Origin of the sequence: Streptomyces sp. NPDC002133, from assembly GCF_040296405.1 — a bacterium.
Classification (GTDB): Bacteria; Actinomycetota; Actinomycetes; order Streptomycetales; family Streptomycetaceae; genus Streptomyces.
In genome coordinates, this window is sequence record NZ_JBEOXF010000006.1 from 79,971 (window position 1) to 98,126 (window position 18,156).

The window sequence follows — 18,156 nt, forward strand, 5'->3', positions numbered from 1 at the left end:
CGCGCCCCGCCGGGCTTCCTCGCGTCTCTTCTGCACATCTCGAATGATGAAATGCGTCTTCCGTGTAGCGATATCGCGCGTCACCCGAGGGGACGGAGTCAGAAGTCCGCCTGGACCGTCTCGTCGAGGCGCGCGACGGACTCCTGCCCGTACAGCTCGCGGTACGCCGTACGGATCTCCTCGATGCTGCGGTCACGGCCGGTGCTCCGGCTCGCCGGATAGAGCAGGATCAGCTCGTACGAACGCTGCCGCTCGATCGTCCCGGTGGCATCTCGCCACTGTCCTTGCCCGTCCTGAGGCGCGACTGCGGCGTGCCACGGCCGGACCGATCAGCCGTGGCATGCCGCGCGGTGGGGGGTGACGGCCGCGCCCCGCGTGGGGCGCGGCCGATCGGGTCAGCGCTGATGGTGGCGGCGGTCGTTGTCGCGGTCGCCGTTGCGGTCGTTGTCATAGCCACGGCCGCGATCGCGGTTGCGGTCGTTGTCATAGCCACGGTCGCCGTCGCGGTCGTTGTCATAGCCACGGTCGCCGTCGCGGTCGTTGTCATAGCCGCGGTCACGGTCGCGGTCGTGACCGCGACCCCAGGAGAGGGTGTCGACGACGCGGCCGCGGTCATCGCGCAGGGTGGCCCTGTCGCGCTTGTTCCACACCTGGTTGCGGCTGTCCTGGTAGACGTCGTGGCGGTTGTCGCGGCCGAAGCCGGTGTGGACCCTGACGCTGGAACGGCCGTCCAGATGGAACCGCTTGAAGCGGTAGCGGTTGCCGTCGTTGTCGGTGAGCGTCCAGCCCTGCAGGTTCACCGTGCGCCGGCCGTTGTTCTTCACCTCGACCCACTCCGCGTTGAGGTTGCGGCGGGAGTGGTAGCCGCGTCCGTTGTTGTCGTAGCGGACTTCGCCGATGGCGACGGAGGAACGCTGCCCGTGATGGCGGTTGTTGCCGTCGTGCGCCGTGGCCGGCACGGCGAAGGCCCCGACGACGGCGCCGGACGCCAGGGCGCTCGCGATGAGGCGGCGGACATTACGGGAAACAGGCATGAGCATGCCCCTTCACGCAAAGGCACAAGGGCCCGGTCAGGGCCACAGGTGCAGATCGGGTTCCCGGCGGGTGCCGAGTGCCGCCACCTTGCCGCGCCGATGCCGATATACGCGGGGGAAACGATTCGCGTTACTAAACACGGACATGTCCGTAACGCTCCCCTGTAGTGGGCACGCATCGCCGATACATCCGCGCCGGGTGCCGCTGCCCTATGCATCGACCCCTTCAAAGATCAACGACAAGCGGTTGCCACCCAGCCGCGCCACCCCGGGCGGCACCCGTCCCGCGTCCTCCGGACGGCCCAAAGGCGTCGGTAACAGAGGTCGAAGCTGCGCCTCGTACAAAGGCCCGGGGCGCCGCTCGGAATTTCGATCTCGGGGGCGACGCGGAACGTTCAGGAGGCGGCCCGACGGCCCATCAGCGCACCGCCGATGATCCTGGCCGGTGGGCACAATGTCTGGCCATGGGCCGCGAAGAGAGCGTCCCGCGACGAGAATCGTCCGAGATCCTCCCGCACCACCGCCGAGAGGTCGAACGACGAGCAGCTGTCCGAGTCGCAGGTGGAGCCGTCCCAGTCCACGGCCGTCGACGAAAGGGCCTCGAAGAGCGTCTGAGGCCCGCTGTTGGTGAAACCTCGCGGGTTTGCCGCGCCGAGCGTGCCGAGGGGCGCGTACAGCTCGGACACGCTCACCCACTCCGGTCCGGTCCGGAACTCCGGCCATGCGAGTACGACGGTGTCGGGCACCAGGCGCCGCAGCCGCGGGAACCGCGGGTACCAGAACGAGCCGTCCACCAGAAGACCACGCACCCGGGTCGGCACCCCCGCAGCGCGTGCGACTGCTTCGAGGACCGCCAGACGCTGGCTGCACGACCCACGACCCCGCGCCAGAGTCCGCGAGGCGGACCGGGCGTCGTCGAGCGCGTAGACCGGCCGGACTCGCTCACTGATGAGACGGTGCGCGGCCTGCAGGAGGAGCCGCTCGTCGGCCTCCTCGGCCTCGGCGGGGGCGGCGGAGCGGGCGTCCGCGAGCAGGCGCTGCACCCCCGCGGTGCGCCAGTCGAGGATCCGGGTCGGATCGACGGATCCCGGAACCCCTTGCGTGGAGTGGGGCATGGGGCGCCTGTGTCGCCACCACGGAGTCAGCGCAGCGCTCGTCATCACCGGATGCTACGAGGTGCCGCCACCGCCGTCGGCACCGGCCGCCCATGCCTGCAAGGCCGGGAGCTCGTCATGTGCCGTTGCGGATGGCCGAGATCAGGCGCGCACAGCGTGCGCTCATGTCGTGCGCCGACTGGTCGGGATGGGAGACCCACCAGGCCACGAGGGCGCTGACCGTGCCCGTCCAGACATGCTTGAGGGCGTCCGCGTCGAGGGGGTCCTCGTTGCCGTGGTCGTGCAGCAGCGCGGCGGTGCCGGAGGCCGCGAGTTCGTCGATCGCCTCGCGGTGGCGCTGGGCCGCCAGGCGCAGTTCGGAGCCGGGCGGCAGCGTCCTGTCGTACAGGACGAACCAGGCGTGCCGTCGGCCCTCCAGGGCTTCGAAAACCGCGGTGAGGACCGCCTGGGGGAGGCGGTCGTCGGCAGGTCCGCGGGCCATGGCGGAGTCGATCGCCTCGATGAGGCGGGTGGCGATGTGTTCGAGGCAGGTCAGGTAGAGCCTGTCCTTGGAGCCGAAGTAGGTGTAGAGCATCGGCTTGGTCACCCCTACCCGCCGGGCGATCGAGGCCATCGACGCGGCGGCGTGGCCGTGCCGGCCGAACTCCTCCATGGCGGCGGCAACGATCTGCTCCTCGCGCCGGGCGCGCGGAACGCCCTTGGTCCCGGCGCCGCGGCCCGCGCCCGTGCGGCCCTGGTCCGGTGTTGCGGGACGGGGCGGAGGCGGTGCGTCGTCCGAGGCTCTTGCGGTGGTCATGGCAAGGACTATACGTTGCGGTAATTTACCAAGCGGTAAATTACCGAGAGGTCAGATCACGTGGTCGACAGCATTCAGCCCTCGCCTCCGCCCGCTCCGTCCTCGAACGCGTCTCAACAGCGCCGCTCCTGGTGGGGCTGGGGCACCGAGGACAAGGCACTGCCCGACGCCGAATGCACCGCCCTCGGCGCGCTGCTCCCGGGCTCTGCGGCCACTCCGCTGTCCGTGCCCCGAATCGCCTCCCTCACCCTGCCCGAGGTGCGCGTCACGCCGCCCTCGGCGCTCGCCCACCTCATGTCGGCCGCTCCGCGGGACCGTGCCGCCCACACCTACGGCAAGGCGTACCGCGACGTCGCCCGGGCACTGCACGGAGACCTCGCCGCAGCACCCGACCAGGTCGCCTTTCCCGTGACCGAGCAGGACGTCGTCGATGTCCTCGACTGGGCGGCGGGCGCGGACGTCGCCGTCGTACCGTACGGCGCGGGCAGTTCGGTCGTCGGCGGGGTCGAGTACCGCAACACGGACCGGGACGCGGACCGGCACACGGACCGGTACAGGGGCGTCGTGTCGCTCGACCTTTCGGGCCTCGAGCGTGTGCTGGAGATCGACCGCGTCAGCCGTGCGGCCCGGATCCAGGCCGGCGCCCTGGGCCCCGCGCTGGAAGGGCAGTTGCGGCCGCACGGTCTCACCCTGCGTCATTTCCCGCAGAGTTTCGAGTTCTCCACTCTCGGCGGGTGGCTGGCCACCCGTGCAGGCGGGCACTACGCCACGCTCCACACCCACATCGACGACCTGGTGGAGTCGCTGCGTGTGGTGACCCCGTCCGGTGTCAACGAGTCCTTGCGGCTGCCCGGTTCGGGGGCCGGGCCGTCGCCCGACCGACTGTTCCTGGGATCGGAGGGCACCCTCGGCGTGATCACCGAGGCATGGATGCGTCTGCAGGACCGCCCGCGCCACAAGGCGTCGGCCTCGGTGCTGTTCGGCGACTTCACGGCAGCAACCGACGCGGTGCGCGCCATCGCGCAATCGGGCCTGTACCCGGCCAACTGCCGCCTCCTCGACCCCGGCGAGGCCGCACTGGCCGGCGTCGCCCGCGAGGGGCAGAGCCTGCTCGTGCTCGGCGTGGAGTCGGCCCACGGTCCCGTCGACGACCGTCTCGCCGAACTCGTCACCCTGGCCCGGGACCACGGCGGCTCCCTCGCACCGGCGACGCGGGGCGCCGACGACACCGACGCGGCCGGCACCTGGCGCTCGGCGTTCCTGCGCATGCCGTACCTCCGCGATGCGCTCGCCCGGATGAGCGTGATCACCGAGACGTTCGAGACGGCCTGCACCTGGGACCGCGTACCACAGCTGTACGAGGCCGTGCGGCGGGAGCTGGGGGCCGTCGCGCACAAGGTGACCGGCGCCGACGCAATGATCAACTGCCGCTTCACCCACGTCTACCCGGACGGGCCCGCGCCGTACTTCACCGTCATCGCCCCTGGCCGCCGCGGCGAGGAAGTGGCCATGTGGGACGAGATCAAGTCCGCCGCGATGCAGATCCTCGGCGACCACGGCGCGACCGTCACGCACCACCACGCCGTCGGCCGCGACCACCGGCCCGGATACGACCGCCAGCGCCCGGAACCGTTCGCCCTCGCCCTGCGTGCGGCGAAGCACGCGCTCGACCCCGCGGGAATCCTCAACCCCGGGGTGCTGTTCGACCCCGGCTCGCGTTGACCTGGACCGTACGCCGAAGTGCCGAGTCCCGGGGGCCGTGTCGCGTACGACGGCTTCCCGGGGCGGGTCACCGCACGTGCTTCTCCATCAGGTCGGCCATCGCCCCGCCGCCGGTGTCGGTGCCCCCGTACGGCCTGAGGAAGGCGAACGGAGATGTGTCCTGCCGGCACGTGGCTCCGACAGGAGGAAGCACGCCGTCGATGAAGTAGCGGATCTCGTGGGCGTTGACGCAGCTGCTCGTGTTCACCTGATTTCTCCCAGGAGGCCCCAGTCTTCAGGCCGGGGAGGTATGGGTCCTTGGAGCGGAGCCGCGGAGCGGCGGAGGTCTCTGCGCATGGGTCGTGGCCTGTGCTTTCGGCTGTTGTCGGTGGTGGGGGTTAGGTTGATGGGGTGAAGGTCGTGGTGCAGGTGAAGCTGTTGCCGTCGCCGGAGGTGGCGGCGGCTTTGGCGGCGACCCTGGCCGTGTGCAACCGGGCTGCTGATGCCGCATCGGCGGTGGCGTACGAGACGGGCACCGCCTCTCGCAACGAGCTGCAGAGGCTCGTCTATGCGCGCCTGAAGGCGGAGTTCGGGCTGGCTGCCCAGCCGGCCGTGCGGGTGGTTAAGAAGGTCGTGGACGCCTACGCCACGTTGCGCGCCAACATCCGGGCGGGAAACCTCGGCCCAAACGGGTCGAGGCGGCGCAGGCGTGCGGAGTCGAAGCCGGTCGTCTTTCGGCCTGATGCGGCCCAGCCGTATGACGACCGGATCCTGTCCTGGCAATACGACGCGCGGACGGTGAGCGTCTGGACGGTGGCCGGGCGGATGAAGGGCGTCCGGTACACCGGGCATCCCGGCCAGTTGGCGATGCTCGAGAAATACCGGCGGGGCGAGTCGGATCTCGTGCACCGGGACGGTATGTGGTTCCTGGTTGCCACCTGTGACATCCCGGAAGCGCCGCTCAATACTGATCCGGTGGACTGGGTCGGTGTGGACCGGGGGATTACCAACCTCGCCACCACGTCGGACGGGACCAACTTCCAGGGCCGTCGTCTTGGCCGGTACCGGCGCTGGCACGCCCGCAAGCGAGCCGAACTGCAGGCGAAGCGGACCCGGTCCGCTGCCAGGCGGGCCAAACGCCGGGCGAAGAAGGAAGCCCGGCACGCTACTCATGTCAATCACAGGATCAGCAAGGAGATCGTGGCCGTCGCTGGGGGTACCTCCCAGGCGAAGCGCTGGGGGAGCACCGGACGCGGAATCGCCCTCGAAGAACTGGGTGGCATCCGTGACCGGGTACGGCCTTTCCGCGACCAGCGGGCCGCGCTCTCCTCCTGGCCGTTCCACCAGCTCGAAGAACACATCCGGTACAAGGCCCGGCGGGCCGGGGTGCCGGTGATCTGGGTGGACGCCCACTACACCTCGCAGATGTGCCCCCGATGCGGGCACACGGCAAGGCACAACCGTCCCACCCGGGACACCTTCTGCTGTCGTCGGTGCGGGCTCGCTGGCCCGGCCGACCATGTCGCCGGGGTCAACGTGCGCAACCGCGCACGCTCGGCGTGGGTTCTCGTCAACGGACCCGTACCACAAAAGGCCTGAACCTCCCTTTTTGCTGGTAGATGCGACCCGTGACCGCCCTGTCGTAGGGGGCAGTCGGGAGCGCGACAAGGCGTAGACGACTGAGTCAACACGCTCGGTCGTTTTACGGCCGAGAAGTTGACCAGTGCGGTGTGTCCGTAGCCGTTGAGGGTGAGCAGGCGGGCGTTGGCGAGCCGGCGGGTCATGGCCAGAGCCCCCTGGTACGGGGTGGCCGGGTCATGGGTCGTGTTGATGACGAGGAGGGGGTGCGCGGCGGGGCGGTTCCACGGGCCGGTGTAGGGGGCGGCGGCGGTCGCCGGCCACGTGGCGCACACCTCGCTCGCCCATGCCGCGAGCCGTCCGATGTCCCCCGCCCGGGCGTAGCTGAACTCTTCCAGGCCCGGGTAGCGCCGCGGGTTGCGCGGGTTGGGGCTCTCGGAGCACCGCACCGCTTCGATCTGTTCGAAACCCGGATACGAGGCCGGGCCCGCAGGGGCCGGGGGTTCCTGCGGCGTGCGGTGCTGCCACAGGTCCTGCAGCGTGGTCGCCATGGTCGTCCAGTCCGAATGGATGCGGTCGAGGTGTTTCGTGCAGGGTGGCGACGGTCCTGGCGTAGGTCCAGGCGCCCTGCGACCGCCGCTGGAAGCGCTGCATGAGCTGGTCGAACCTGCGCCGCGTCGCGTCCGGGGTCCCGGTCGAGAAGGCGCAGCGGTCGGCGGTGGTGTTCCCGCAGAGGGTGAGGAACTGCCTCAGCGTCGCCGACGCCTCCAGGTCGACACCGCCTCGGAGGAACGTGCCCAGGCGGGGCTCGCTCCTCGAGCCGTCGTTCACCCAGCTCGCAGGGTCGACGTTGCTGTCCAGCACCATGGCCCGGACCCGGTCCGGGAAGAGGTTGGCGTAGACGGCGCCCAGGAACGTCCCGTAGGAGACCCCGAGATAGCTGAGCTGCCGGTCGCCGACGGCCTCCCGGAGCCGGTCCAGGTCGCGTGCAGTGTCGGCGGTGGAGACGTGCCGCAGCAACTCCGGATCACGCGCCTCGCAGCGTTTGCCGAGGGCGGCATGCGCTTTGATCCAGATTTCCCTCTCCTGTTCCCCGACCGGGAATCCGACGGGGATGCGCCCTTGCCAGGCCAGGGCGTCCTCCGCACTGTCGAAACAGCGCACGGCGGTGCTCTCGCCCACACCGCGCGGATCCCAGCTGGCGATGTCGAAGCGCTGTCGCAGTGCCGGGGGGAACAGCTCGTACCACACCGGCAGTGCCGTGGTTCCCGCTCCGCCGGGCCCCCCGGGGTTGAAGAACAGCGTGCCGATACGCCGCCCGGGACCGGTCGCCTTCCGCGATCCAGCGGCGCCTCGGCGGTTGCGCACTGGAAGCCGGCGGCGTTGCGACAGGGGCTCCACTCCAACGCGCCGGCAGTGCCTGGTGGGGTTGGTCCGCCGCCGCCCGGCGCGCGGCCCGGTCCGGTGAATGCCGTGCAGATCAGCGCCACCGAAGTGGTCACCGCACAACGCCAAGGGCGCGCTATGGAACCTGGTATGTGCACGTTCGTCCCTCCACCGGCACCCCATGGGCGTCCGTCTGTCATCACGGGCATCCGTCCCGATCCGAACGCGGCCCGACCGCGCGAGCAACCGGCGGTCGGCCGAATGGCGGGCAGGGGCGCGCCCCGACGGGAATTCGGAGAGAATGGACGAATCTGACGAAATTGTTCGACGCGAGGTTCTGTTGCGGAGGCGCCGTGGATACCTGGGCGACGTGGACCACCCAGGGGATCATTGCCGGTTCGGGCGGTGTGATGACCACCGAGGGAGGTCCGATCATGGGTGACCTGACGGTGCACACGGCCTGGGTCGACGGCCTGGCCCAGGTGACCGTGCAGCACACTGGTGCGACGGAGTGGTACGCGATGCAGGGCGGTCCCGTGCCCGCGGCCGACGAGGCCACGGGCCGGGCCGTGCATCAGGCGGCCGTGGAGGCGGTCAAGGCGGGAGGCGGCGCCATCCTCACATTCCCCTGACGGGGCGCCTCGTCCGGGGCAGGCGACCCAGGCACCCGTCGCGTCCCCGGCTCAGGCGGTGAACCCCAGCACCAGGGCGTCGACGACCGGCGCCGCGTACAGCAGCGGGAACGGGATGTGCGCCTACCAGCGTGCCCGGATGACCGTGACGACGGCACCGGTGAAGTGCAGCATCGGGCCGATTCCTGCGGTGACACCGATGACCGTTACGAACAGTCCGGCCGGGAGGCCCGTGGCCCCGGCGGCCTTGGAAGTTCCGAGCCAGGGCCACCACGAGCGGGGGATGCCGTGGTCGGCCACGGGCTGCACGAGCCACGAGGCGCGGAGGAAGGCGGAGCCGGCCGAGAATCCGGCGATGGCGCCGGCCAGGAGGGTGACGACGACGTAGGCGGTGGACATCGGTGAGACTCCCACCGGGCGGTCGGTGGGGCGGGGTGCTCCGGCCGGGTGATGTGGGTTCGTCACTGCCACACCCCGCCGCGACGCAGGAGGGTGACAGGGAGGCGGCATGAATCCGGGGCAGGCGCACGATCGCGGCGAGCGGGGACTGGCCCGGCGGCCCCCTGTCGGCGCCGCACGGAATGGTCAAGTCCCCTCTGTGTCGCCTACCACATGGCGTTCGGAATGCTCGGCGACTGGGGCGGCGAACGTCCCCTCCACGGGCTGTGGCTGTGGTCCCGGCTATCGGCCGCGGACGATGCGCGAGGTGCGTGAGCGCATCGCCCATGCCCGTCGCAGTGGTGAGCCGATCGCCAGTGCGCTCGTACGGCCGCACTTGTCCTGACCGTCGAGAAGACCCTCGCGCACCGTCTGAACCCGGTCGTCCCAGGACGTGCGCACCACCTTCACGGTCGGCTTGCAATGTCCTGCGACAAAGGCGCGCACGGCACCGGTCACGGTGATCCCGCATGAATCCGACCGTGAACGTCGACCTCCCGTGCGCGGCCTGCCGTGCGCGGCGGGACAACGCCGCGCCGGCCGGCAGAGGCCGGGGCCCGGGCTGATCGGGCGGGGCCCCAGAACCGCAGTCCCGGGAAGCCAGGCCACGTACGTCGCGTACGCACGACTGCTCCCCGGGACCTACGACCGAACGTGCGCCTAGAAGGTGAGGTTCCAGGCGTCGATCTTGCCGGTGTCCTGGGACGCCAGGTCACGGACGCGCAGCTTCCAGACGCCGGCCGCCACCTCCGACGAGGCGTTCACCGTGTACGTCTTGGCGACGTTGTCGGTGCCGTCGTTGTTCGGGAAGTCCTCGAGCGTGTAGACGGTGCCGTCCGGGGCGACGAGAGAGAGCACCAGGTCGCCGCGGTAGGTGTGCTTGATGTCCACACCGACCTTGAGGGTGGCCGGGGCATTGCCGCCGACACCCGTCACGGTGATCGGCGACTCCACCGTGGTGTTGTCGGTGACGGCGACATCGGCGGTGTTCTCGAAGTACGCGGCCGGCGGCTGGGTGCCGCCGACGGCCTTCAGCGCGTCGACCTGGCCCTCACCGAAGAAGGCGTTCTTGGCGGTCGTGCCGGTGCAGCGGCTGTCGGAGGGGCAAGCGGTGTCGGTGGCCTGGGTGGCCAGCTGGGCACGCAGGTCTGCCGGCGTGGAGCCGGGGCTGGTGCTCGCCAGCAGCGCCGCGACGCCGGCGACGTGCGGGGAAGCCATCGACGTGCCGTTCATGTTGCCGTACTTGCCACCCGGCAGTGTCGAGTACACCCCGAAAGCGCCGTCGCCACCCGGGGCCGCGATGTCGATGATGTCCCGGCCGAGGTTGGAGTACGACGCCTTGACGTTGCCGTTGCCCATGGCCGCGACGGTCACCACGCCGGGCAGTTCGGTCGGGATGTCGATGCAGGCGTTGGTGATGGTGCGGCTGACCGGTGTCGAGTCGTTCGGGCTCGATGTGTCGGTCCGCTTGTTCGCCAGGTCGTAGTTAGAGTTGCCCGCGGCCGCCACCTGCAGGGAGCCCTTGCCCTCCGCGTACTCCTGGGCGCGCCTGACTCCCTCGATGATGGCCGCCTGGTCCACGTTGTCCGGGCAGTTGAACATCCACGGGTCGGTGTAATAGCTGTTGTTGGTGACCTTGAAGCCGTGGTCACCGGCCCACATGAATCCGCAGACGGTGTTCTCGGCGAAGAACATGCTGGTGCCCGGCTCGGCGATCCGGACGGAGGAGATCTTCACGCCCGGGGCGACGCCGATGACACCCTTGCCGTTCTTGGCCGCCGCGATCGTGCCCGCCACATGCGTGCCGTGCTCGCCGACGTCGCGCCATGCGCCGGCCCGGGTGTCGGCCTTGCCGTAGGCGCAGGAGACGGAGTCGGCCGCGTTGAAGTTGGGCGCGATGTCCTGGTGGAGGTCGTCGACGCCGGTGTCCAGGACACCGACTTTCACCGTGGCCGAACCGGTGGTGACGGCCCACGCCTTGTCGGCCTTGATCTGGGTCATGTCCCAGCGGTTGGACTCGGTGAGGGTGGTCGGGCTCTGCGGGGGAGTGGCGGGCAGCGCCGGGCTGTACGCATCGGCCGGGACGTCCGACGTCCGGGTGGCGCCGACCTGCTGGACGCCGCCGATGCCGCGCATGGCGGCGGCGAAGGACGCGGACGTCGAGTGGGCCACGATCACGCCGATCGCGTCGTAGGACGCGAACACCGTGCCGCCGTTGCCCGCGACCGCGCTCCGCACGGCAGAGGTGTCGCCCGGGGCGGTGATGACGAGATAGGCGCGGGTGCCGGCGGCCCAGGAGCTCGCGGTACCTGCAGAAGCCGCGTCCGCGGAAACCGCGGAAACCGCGGACGTCGTGGGCGCTGCCGGGGCGGGGTGGGCCGCACCCGCGGGGGTCACGAACGTCACGGCCGCACCCAGAGCGGCCGCGGCCACGACCGAGCGTCTCAGCCGGCCGGATATGAGGGGGGTTGTCAAAGCATCCTCCGAGAGCCCGGTGGCGCTGGTGACGCCGATCGGGCCGTGTGTCGAATGGGTCGACGCAAGATCTCAGACCACGACCCGGGATGGGAAGGGTGTCCGATCAGACAAGTGGCCTTCCCCGGCAAGTGGTTGGTGGTGATTCCGCTACGCGGGCCGTCCATCGCGCTCGGCTGCCGGAACGTCCGGCGGTGGCGTGATCGAGGTGACGGCGGACCATGGGGCGGAGGACGGCGAAGCGCTGGTCGGCGGTTTGGTGAACGCGGGCGTGGTCCTCCGCCGGGGCGCGCTGGTCGACCGGCCGGCGCCGCGCAACGCGCGCCCGTTCACGCCTCTGTCATCGCGCTCAGGCGGCACGGTTCGGAGGCGGCTCCGGCCCCGGTCGGAGCTCGCCGCCGACGGCCGCGAGCAGTTGACCTGCATCCCCGGCCGATGTGGCCCTGCCACCGTTTCCGCGGTGGGCGCTGACGGCAACTGCCCTGACGTCGGTGGGGAGTCTGCTACGACATCCGCATGACGCCGGCATGGCCGTATCGGTCGACGCCTCCGTCGACTGTCCCCGGGACCTGGCCGACCCGGAGGGAGGCACGATGCTGTGCCACAACGACGTGTGCCCGGAGAACACTGTCTTCCGGAACGGCCGTGCCGCCGCTGATCGACTTTGACTTGGCGGCTCCAGGGCGCCCGCTCTGGGATGTGGCGATGGGCGCCCGTCAGAGGGTTCCGATGCGGGACCCCGCCTTCGCCGCCGTCTCGTCCCCGAACGGGCCGGAGATGACGGTTCGGCTGCGGCTCCTCGCCGACGGCTACGGCCTCTCTTCGCGGCAGTGGGCCGAACTTCCGGTCGGCATCGAACTGGCCACCGAGTCATGCCGGGCCTTCGTCGTCGATCGCGTGGCCTCCGGCGATCCCGTGCACGTGCGAGCGAGGAACGAGTGGGGTGGCTGGGAGCGTTGGGACCGCCTGCAGGCCTGGCCGGTGGCCCATCGTGAGGTGTTCGCTCAAGCACTTCTGAGCTGAGCGGGCAAGGCAGCCGGCGGAACCCGTCGACGTCGGCGCTCAGAGCGACCGCATGCGTTCAGCGGCCTTCCACCCGTGCCGCAGCGCGTTTCTGCCGCATCCGCGCCAGTGCGACGGTGAGACACGCGCACGGCGGCCACCGCTGGTGATCAACGCGTTCACCGGCGTCAGCGGATCCGCGGCCATCGCCTTGGCCAGCAGAACGCCGACGACCAGCGGGAGCAGGGCGGCGGCCAGGGCAGTGCCGGTGGTGGTGACGTGCTGGACGCGGGGGTGCCGCGGAACGTGGAGGGCCATGGCTCCGATTGGATCAGTGGTGCCATGGGCGGGGGATCGGGCGATGTACTCAGATTGCCCGTTCCGAGGTACTCAGAGGGCCGGGCCGCCCCTCTGCGGGGAGGCATGGTCATCCATACAGGCAGCTCGCGCCTCGAGGCATGGGTGGAGTCACGTCGACGTACACGAGACGCGCGTCGCCGTCGCGCGTGACGAGGTGGTGGCGTTCCGGTAGATCTCGCCTCCGGTGTCCTGGTCGCCCTGCCGCAAGCGCAGCACCGTCACTGCCGGGTCGATGGCTCGGGGTATTGCGGCCCGGTCGGCGGCGCGGCTGCGGTAGGAGGCGGTACAGGAACGGCTCGCGCAGGAGTTCGTGAGCGTGCCGGAGCCGAGGCTGATGGTGCCGGCACCGATGTCCTCGTGGCCCTTGGCGACGGACTGGATGATGCCGTCGACGGCACGGTAGGTGCCGTTCTGGCGGCCGCGACGGAGAGGCTGACGCGAGACCGTGCGATCAGTAGCCCATCGTGCCGGTCTCGGCGGCTTCGCAGGTCACATCGGAAATGCCGCGCCCGAGAAGGAATTGCTGCTCTCGTTGCCGGCCGCGTCGGGCCGGCGGTGGGGTGTGCGGCGGGCAGGGAGGGGGCGGTCGGGCTCGATGCCGCGGCGGACGAGGGTACGCAGGCTGCCGTCGGCGCCGGGGCTGCGGCGAGCGAGGGGAGGGGGAGTGTGCTGCGGAGCCCGTCGCCGGTGCGGGCATGGAACTTCGGTGCGGGGGAGGCATGCGGCCCGGTCCCGGTCCCGGTCGGCGGCACACCGGCAGATTCGGGGGAACCCGGGGCGCGGGGTGCCCTGACGGAAGGGCTCCGATCATCGCGCCGCAAGGGGTTGCTACCCATCAGTGGACCGATTGTGCCGGGCCGGCCGGCGGTGAGATCACTGCCGGCCCTGGCTGAGCTGCTCTGCTTCCCCACGGGGCCACGCCCCGAAGGTCGTTCGTGCGGGTCGTTCACCGCCGAAGCACCGCCTCTGGCGCTTCGGCGACAACGCGTCCGTCCCGCCGGCGGGTAGGAGGTTCTCCTGCCCTGAGAACGTGCTCAGTAGGCGGAGTTGACGTTGTCGATGGAGCCGTAACGGTCGGCGGCGTAGTTGGCGGCCGCGGTGATGTTGGCGACCGGGTCGGTCAGGTCGTGCGGGGTGCCGGCGACGTGGTAGGCGTCGAAGGTCGGCTGGATGACCTGGAGCAGGCCCTTGGACGGCGTGCCATTCTGCGCGTTGATGTCCCAGTTGTTCTGGGCGTTCGGGTTACCGCTGGACTCGCGCATGATGTTGCGGTGCAGGCCCTCGTAGCTGCCGGGGATGCCCTTGGCCTTCATGATGTCGAGCGCCTCCTTGATCCAGCCGTCCAGGTTGTCGGCGTAGACCTTCTTGCCCTTCTTCGCCGCGGCGGAGTCGGCCGCAGAAACCTTCGCCGTCGAGGCGCTCGCCGAAGCCGGCTCGGCGGCGTGGGCGGGCGAGGACGTCATCGTGAGAGCGGCTGCCGCGGCGCATGCGGTGGCGATGCCGGCGACAGAGATCTTGCGGAGTCGGGCGATGCGGTGGCCGAAGGTCTGCGCATGAACAGTCATGGGAAGAAGCTCTCCTGGGGGGACGTTGGGGGGAGTGCCGACCAGGTTTCGGTGCGGCGGGTGCGGAGAGGACTCCGCGTCGTGGCCGGAGCGAAGGAATCGGGCGGGGGGCCGCCCGGTCCGCCACGTGGCTCCCCGGAACGTCAGCCATGGTTAGGGGCGCCGGGCCTGCGGCGCAAAGGTGTGACGTACTACCCGACTACAGAGGAATGCCGGAAATCATCTGATACGGCCTGGCGCGGCAGGGAGGCGAGGGGGCGGCATCTACTACCGCCCCTAGGACGTGATGCGGCTCCTATGCGTGGGATCACACCGGGAGGGTGCTTCCCGCACGGATTGTTCTGGCGCGGCTCCGCTGCGAAGCGGGCGGGCGCCCGCGATCAGGAGTCAGTGCCAGGTGCCGTCCTTGGGTTGCGGCGGAACCGGTCGAAGGCGGTCGGCCGGGGTCCGGGCTCCTGGCCCAGGAGGTTTCGTACGGATCATCAGCCGCGGTCACTGGGGCGTGTCAGTGCTGCGGTCCAGGGTCACGGCATGACCGACAGAGGCCTTGCCGCGTTGGATGCCGCATGGGACCGTTTCGCGTCCTGGCTCCCCGTGCGCTCTCCCGTTGACCACGCGGCCCTGCGGTCGCCCGCCACCCCGAGGAGATCGCGGCTCTCGAAGCGCGACTCGAGTTCCCGCTCCACCCGCAGCTGAGGGGCCTTCTGGAGAGGCGCAACGGTGTCATCGAGCGTGCGGGTCCGGACAATTTCCACGCCGGGACCTTCCTTCCCGCTGGGACACCGGCTCAACGTGGACCACCTACTGATCCACGGGGCAGGCCTCAGTCCCTCGTGGAGGCGCCGGCAGTCCAGCGCTGGTCGCTGTCCCCCTCCGCCGGGGCGAAGCCGAGGGAGCCGCCCTCGGAGTCTCCCAGAGGTTCCAGAGCGTGGTCCGGCGCGATGTGCGGGCGTATGGCCCCCGAGCTGTCGACGGTGAAGCGCAGATTCAGGCCGTTCTTGCCGTTGACGGAGGCGCAGGACCAGATGCCTGCGCCGCGGCCGGTGTCACCGCGCGAGTCCAGGCAGTAGTCGGAATCCGCGTTGCTGCGCAGAAGCCCGAGGGAGTCGAGACTCCACAGCTGGGTCCGGGCGCCACTGCAACGGGCGGTGATGACGTCGGTACGGTTCTCCATCACGCCGTCCGCGATGTCCAGGCACAGACCGGACGCCGCATTGACGACCTGGACATAGCCGCCGCCCGGGACGATCGGCGCTGGCCGGGGCGGCACGTGCTTCGAGGGAGAGGGTGGGCGTGAGGCAGTGGGGGCGGAGGCCGATGCGGTGGGGCTCCCCGAGGGGGAAGGCTGCTTCGACGGCTGCTGAGCGGGGCTCGTCGACGGGGTGGGTACGGGAAGGGCGGTGGGCCAGGCCGCTTGGACCGGTGGCTGGTCCGCACGGTCCTCGGCCGGGCGGGAGTCCTCGGAGGCAGTCGCCAGCAAAGTGCCGGCGACGACGGTGACCACGACACCCACAGCCACGAGTGCGACGGGCAGTGGCAGCCGCCGCGGACCCCTCGATGCGGCGGCGGCGGTGAACCCCGGCACACCGGCCGTCCGCTTCGGCCCGTCGGGGCCATCGGAGCCGTCGGACCCGTCGAGCCCAGCGGACCGGTCGGGCTGGGACGACTCCGGGTCGAGCGGAACGTACACGGGGCCGTGGGCCGCGTACGCCGCTCCGCCCCATCCGAGCAGGCCTTCGGCAAGGACGGCCCGGGGATCGTCCGCCATCCGCGCCAGTTCCGCGACCAGCCGCGTGCACCTGGCGCATTCCGCCAGGTGGAGCGCCAGGTCCTCGCTGTGCCGCCGGTCCCCTGGTCGCGTTGCCGCCTCGATGATGCGGCGGAACCCTAGGCACCTCTTGTCCTCGCCGTGCTCCAGGTAGGCCTGGATGTAGGCCCGGCGCATGGCGTCCTGCGCCTTGGGCCGCAGCTCGGGAACGAGGTGGGGCCGGACGCCGACGAAGGTGGCGACGGTGCCGTCCGGCTCCTCGTCCACCACCGCGTACCAGAGGACGCTCCGCGTCAGCTCCGGCAGCCGGTGGAAACCGGTGAGCATGGCGGACGAGGTACCGGGCCGCGGACGACGGGCCCGCGGCAGACCCGGCGCGGTTACGTCGGCGGTGTTGTCGATCCATGTGACGAAGTCGGGCGCGAGCCGGTCGCGCCGGCTGCCGGCGGCCCACGTGAGCCCCACCCGCTGAACGAGCATCAGCAGATGGTGGCGCCAGTTCCCCCGGGGCTCGATCCCCCGGGAGGTCTCCCGGGCGGCGAGGTCGAAGGCCTGGACGGCCAGCTGGTTCCCGGCGACCTGGTTGCGCCCGCAGAGCCGGGCGTAGGCGAGGACCGCGGGCAGATGGCGGCGCTTGAGCTCCTGGTTGGCGGGGAAGGCCCGCGGAGCACCGGAGCGGATGCGTTCGGTGATCTCCCCGTCCGGCAGGGTGGTGCAGTCCGTTCTCCCGTCCGTGAGGTCCGGACCGACCCGGTGGAGCTCTGGCACCCTCTTGACTCCTCGTTCAGTACGTCACGACCGACCGACCCGCGTGCCGATCGGAACCACGCCGGTTACCGGGCGGAAACAAGTGCCCATGGTGGAGGAGGTATTGCCGCAGGGAAAGGGGTATCCGTGGGTAAGTCCTTGCCGGATGCGATCTGCGGCACGGTGACGTGCCGGGTGCCGCCTCGAAGTGTCGGAGTGTGGGCGTGCGGTCAGCGAGTCGCGGACGTTCGCAGGTAGTCGGTGAGGCCCTGGAGGAGACGGTCGACGTCGTCGCTGTCGTTGTACGGGGCGAGGCCGACCCGCAGCCCTCCGGTGTCGCCGAGGCCGAGGCGGCGGGAGGCCTCCAGGGCGTAGAAGGAGCCAGAAGGCGCGGCGACATGGCGCTCGGCGAGGTAGCGGTAGGCCTCCACCGTGCTGCGGCCCTCCATGGTCAGCAGCAGTGTGGGAGTGCGCTCGGCCGCTCGCGAGTGCACGGTGATCGCTTCGAGTTCGTTCAGGCCGTGCTCGATGCGCCGGCGCAGCGCGTGCTCGTGGCCCTCCAGCGCGGCGCTCGCGGACTCCAGGCGCTGCCGGCGGGTCCCGTCGCGGCGCGGGCCGAGGCCGGCCAGGAAGTCGACGGCCGCGGTCGCGCCTGCCAGGAGTTCGTAGGGCAGGGTGCCGTACTCGAAGCGCTCGGGGACCGCGTCGGTCGACGGCAGCAGCTTGTCCGGTTGCAGTGTCTCCAGCAGCTCGGGCCGGCCGGCGACGACGCCGATGTGGGGCCCGAGGAACTTGTAGGGGGAGCAGGTGAAGAAGTCCGCGCCCAGCCGGTCGACGTCGACAAAGGCATGGGCGGTGTAGTGCACCCCGTCGACATGGAGCAACGCTCCCACCTGATGGGCGAGACGGGCGATCTCGGGGACGGCCGGCCGGGTACCGATGAGGTTCGATGCGGCGGTCACCGCGACCAGCCGGGTGCGCTCGCCGAGCACGGCCCCTACGTCCTCGGGCGTGAGCTCCCCGGTGGCGGGGTCGAAGTCCGCCCACCGCACGGTCGCCCCGGCGCTCGCCGCCGCCTGGACCCACGGGCGGATGTTCGCGTCGTGGTCCAGGCGACTGACGACGACTTCGTCGCCGGGCGACCACGTCTTCGCGAGGGTGCGTGAGAAGTCGTACGCCAGTTGCGTGGCGCTGCGCCCGAAGACGATGCCGGAAGGCTGCGCCCCCAGCAGGTCGGCGAGGGCCTGCCGGGCGCCGGTCACGATGCCCTCGGCGTTGCGCTCTCCCAGGGTGTTGCTTCCCCGGTTGGAGAGCGGGTTGGCGAGTGCGTCGGCGACGGCGTCGATGACGGGCTGCGGGGTCTGTGTGCCGCCGGGGCCGTCGAAGTGGGCCAAGCCGGCCTTGAGGGCGGGGAACTGGGCGCGGACGGCGGTGACGTCGTAGGTCATGGAACAACCCCTCGGGCGGACGGATCGGATGGCGACGCGTGATCGTTTCGGCCATTACTCACGAAGGCGGGCCGTCTGTCAACGGCGCACCGGGGCGCCGTGCCGCGGAAC

14 protein-coding genes and 5 pseudogenes are annotated in these 18,156 nt (G+C 70.7%); 4 read left to right on the forward strand and 15 right to left on the reverse strand.

Annotated elements, in window-relative coordinates:
* Positions 1 to 98: 98 nt before the first annotated feature.
* The 4 genes and pseudogenes from ABT078_RS09845 to ABT078_RS09860 all read right to left on the reverse strand — a co-directional run.
* Positions 99 to 284 (reverse strand): annotated as a pseudogene (locus ABT078_RS09845) (DUF3574 domain-containing protein); the annotation flags it as partial.
* Between the two features lie 111 nt (positions 285 to 395).
* Positions 396 to 1,034, reverse strand: a complete 639-nt coding sequence (locus ABT078_RS09850) for a lamin tail domain-containing protein (protein WP_351225749.1) — start codon at positions 1,032 to 1,034, stop codon at positions 396 to 398.
* A 395-nt stretch (positions 1,035 to 1,429) separates the two neighbouring features.
* A complete protein-coding gene (locus ABT078_RS09855; RefSeq protein WP_351225751.1) occupies positions 1,430 to 2,149 on the reverse strand; it encodes a transglutaminase domain-containing protein in 720 nt (239 codons plus the stop codon).
* Between the two features lie 115 nt (positions 2,150 to 2,264).
* Entirely contained in the window at positions 2,265 to 2,945 is a 681-nt protein-coding gene (locus tag ABT078_RS09860; RefSeq protein ID WP_351225753.1) for a TetR/AcrR family transcriptional regulator, read from the reverse strand.
* Positions 2,946 to 3,005: 60 nt separating this feature from the next.
* Between ABT078_RS09860 and ABT078_RS09865 the strand changes: the two genes are divergently transcribed.
* Positions 3,006 to 4,667, forward strand: coding sequence for an FAD-binding oxidoreductase (locus ABT078_RS09865; protein ID WP_502981187.1), 1,662 nt, complete (start codon positions 3,006 to 3,008; stop codon positions 4,665 to 4,667).
* A gap of 67 nt (positions 4,668 to 4,734) precedes the next feature.
* Here ABT078_RS09865 and ABT078_RS09870 read toward each other — a convergent pair whose 3' ends face one another.
* Positions 4,735 to 4,914, reverse strand: coding sequence for a hypothetical protein (locus tag ABT078_RS09870; RefSeq protein WP_351225755.1), 180 nt, complete (start codon positions 4,912 to 4,914; stop codon positions 4,735 to 4,737).
* A 143-nt stretch (positions 4,915 to 5,057) separates the two neighbouring features.
* Here ABT078_RS09870 and ABT078_RS09875 point away from each other — a divergent pair, with 143 nt between their 5' ends.
* The gene (locus ABT078_RS09875; protein ID WP_351225757.1) at positions 5,058 to 6,245 is read left to right on the forward strand and encodes an RNA-guided endonuclease InsQ/TnpB family protein; all 1,188 of its coding nucleotides are present in this window, start codon (positions 5,058 to 5,060) and stop codon (positions 6,243 to 6,245) included.
* Positions 6,246 to 6,424: 179 nt separating this feature from the next.
* Here the strand turns inward: ABT078_RS09875 and ABT078_RS09880 are convergent.
* Together ABT078_RS09880 and ABT078_RS09885 are read right to left on the reverse strand one after the other, a co-directional pair.
* Positions 6,425 to 6,775: pseudogene (locus ABT078_RS09880) on the reverse strand (alpha/beta hydrolase); the annotation flags it as partial.
* Positions 6,776 to 7,121: 346 nt separating this feature from the next.
* Positions 7,122 to 7,793: pseudogene (locus ABT078_RS09885) on the reverse strand (alpha/beta fold hydrolase); the annotation flags it as partial.
* 251 nt (positions 7,794 to 8,044) lie between these two features.
* Between ABT078_RS09885 and ABT078_RS09890 the strand changes: the two are divergent.
* Positions 8,045 to 8,242 (forward strand): hypothetical protein, encoded by a 198-nt coding sequence (locus ABT078_RS09890; protein ID WP_502981188.1) that lies wholly within the window; start codon positions 8,045 to 8,047, stop codon positions 8,240 to 8,242.
* A 123-nt stretch (positions 8,243 to 8,365) separates the two neighbouring features.
* On the opposite strand, the gene ABT078_RS09895 is transcribed toward ABT078_RS09890, so the two are convergent.
* The 3 genes from ABT078_RS09895 to ABT078_RS09905 all read right to left on the reverse strand — a co-directional run bounded on the left by ABT078_RS09895 (position 8,366) and on the right by ABT078_RS09905 (position 11,113).
* Positions 8,366 to 8,641, reverse strand: coding sequence for a DoxX family protein (locus ABT078_RS09895; protein WP_351225761.1), 276 nt, complete (start codon positions 8,639 to 8,641; stop codon positions 8,366 to 8,368).
* 282 nt (positions 8,642 to 8,923) lie between these two features.
* Positions 8,924 to 9,082, reverse strand: a complete 159-nt coding sequence (locus ABT078_RS42625) for a hypothetical protein (protein ID WP_502981189.1) — start codon at positions 9,080 to 9,082, stop codon at positions 8,924 to 8,926.
* A gap of 258 nt (positions 9,083 to 9,340) precedes the next feature.
* Positions 9,341 to 11,113 carry a S8 family peptidase gene (locus ABT078_RS09905; protein ID WP_351226004.1) on the reverse strand — a complete coding sequence of 591 codons (1,773 nt, stop codon included), beginning with the start codon at positions 11,111 to 11,113 and terminating at the stop codon, positions 9,341 to 9,343.
* A gap of 241 nt (positions 11,114 to 11,354) precedes the next feature.
* On the opposite strand from ABT078_RS09905, the pseudogene ABT078_RS09910 reads away from it, so the two are divergent.
* Positions 11,355 to 12,178 (forward strand): annotated as a pseudogene (locus ABT078_RS09910) (phosphotransferase family protein).
* Positions 12,179 to 12,217: 39 nt separating this feature from the next.
* On the opposite strand, the gene ABT078_RS09915 reads toward ABT078_RS09910, so the two are convergent.
* The 5 genes and pseudogenes from ABT078_RS09915 to ABT078_RS09935 form a co-directional block, all read right to left on the reverse strand.
* A complete protein-coding gene (locus ABT078_RS09915) occupies positions 12,218 to 12,475 on the reverse strand; it encodes a hypothetical protein (RefSeq protein ID WP_351225763.1) in 258 nt (85 codons plus the stop codon).
* Between the two features lie 150 nt (positions 12,476 to 12,625).
* Positions 12,626 to 12,919: pseudogene (locus ABT078_RS09920) on the reverse strand (neutral/alkaline non-lysosomal ceramidase N-terminal domain-containing protein); the annotation flags it as partial.
* Positions 12,920 to 13,551: 632 nt separating this feature from the next.
* Entirely contained in the window at positions 13,552 to 14,082 is a 531-nt protein-coding gene (locus ABT078_RS09925; RefSeq protein ID WP_351225765.1) for a transglycosylase SLT domain-containing protein, read from the reverse strand.
* A gap of 823 nt (positions 14,083 to 14,905) precedes the next feature.
* A complete protein-coding gene (locus tag ABT078_RS09930) occupies positions 14,906 to 16,618 on the reverse strand; it encodes a ricin-type beta-trefoil lectin domain protein (RefSeq protein ID WP_351225768.1) in 1,713 nt (570 codons plus the stop codon).
* Positions 16,619 to 16,827: 209 nt separating this feature from the next.
* Entirely contained in the window at positions 16,828 to 18,045 is a 1,218-nt protein-coding gene (locus ABT078_RS09935; RefSeq protein ID WP_351225770.1) for a cysteine desulfurase-like protein, read from the reverse strand.
* Between the last annotated feature and the right edge of the window lie 111 nt (positions 18,046 to 18,156).

What these genes read in the sequence shown, in the direction of transcription:
- ABT078_RS09915 (WP_351225763.1), bottom strand. Translation starts at nt 12,475, where the DNA reads ATGGCCCTCCACGTTCCGCGGCACCCCCGCGTCCAGCACGTCACCACC.
- ABT078_RS09855 (WP_351225751.1), bottom strand. Translation starts at nt 2,149, where the DNA reads ATGCCCCACTCCACGCAAGGGGTTCCGGGATCCGTCGATCCGACCCGG.
- ABT078_RS09890 (WP_502981188.1), top strand. Translation starts at nt 8,045, where the DNA reads ATGGGTGACCTGACGGTGCACACGGCCTGGGTCGACGGCCTGGCCCAG.
- ABT078_RS09850 (WP_351225749.1), bottom strand. Translation starts at nt 1,034, where the DNA reads ATGCCTGTTTCCCGTAATGTCCGCCGCCTCATCGCGAGCGCCCTGGCG.
- ABT078_RS09925 (WP_351225765.1), bottom strand. Translation starts at nt 14,082, where the DNA reads ATGACTGTTCATGCGCAGACCTTCGGCCACCGCATCGCCCGACTCCGC.
- ABT078_RS09895 (WP_351225761.1), bottom strand. Translation starts at nt 8,641, where the DNA reads ATGTCCACCGCCTACGTCGTCGTCACCCTCCTGGCCGGCGCCATCGCC.
- ABT078_RS09935 (WP_351225770.1), bottom strand. Translation starts at nt 18,045, where the DNA reads ATGACCTACGACGTCACCGCCGTCCGCGCCCAGTTCCCCGCCCTCAAG.
- ABT078_RS09860 (WP_351225753.1), bottom strand. Translation starts at nt 2,945, where the DNA reads ATGACCACCGCAAGAGCCTCGGACGACGCACCGCCTCCGCCCCGTCCC.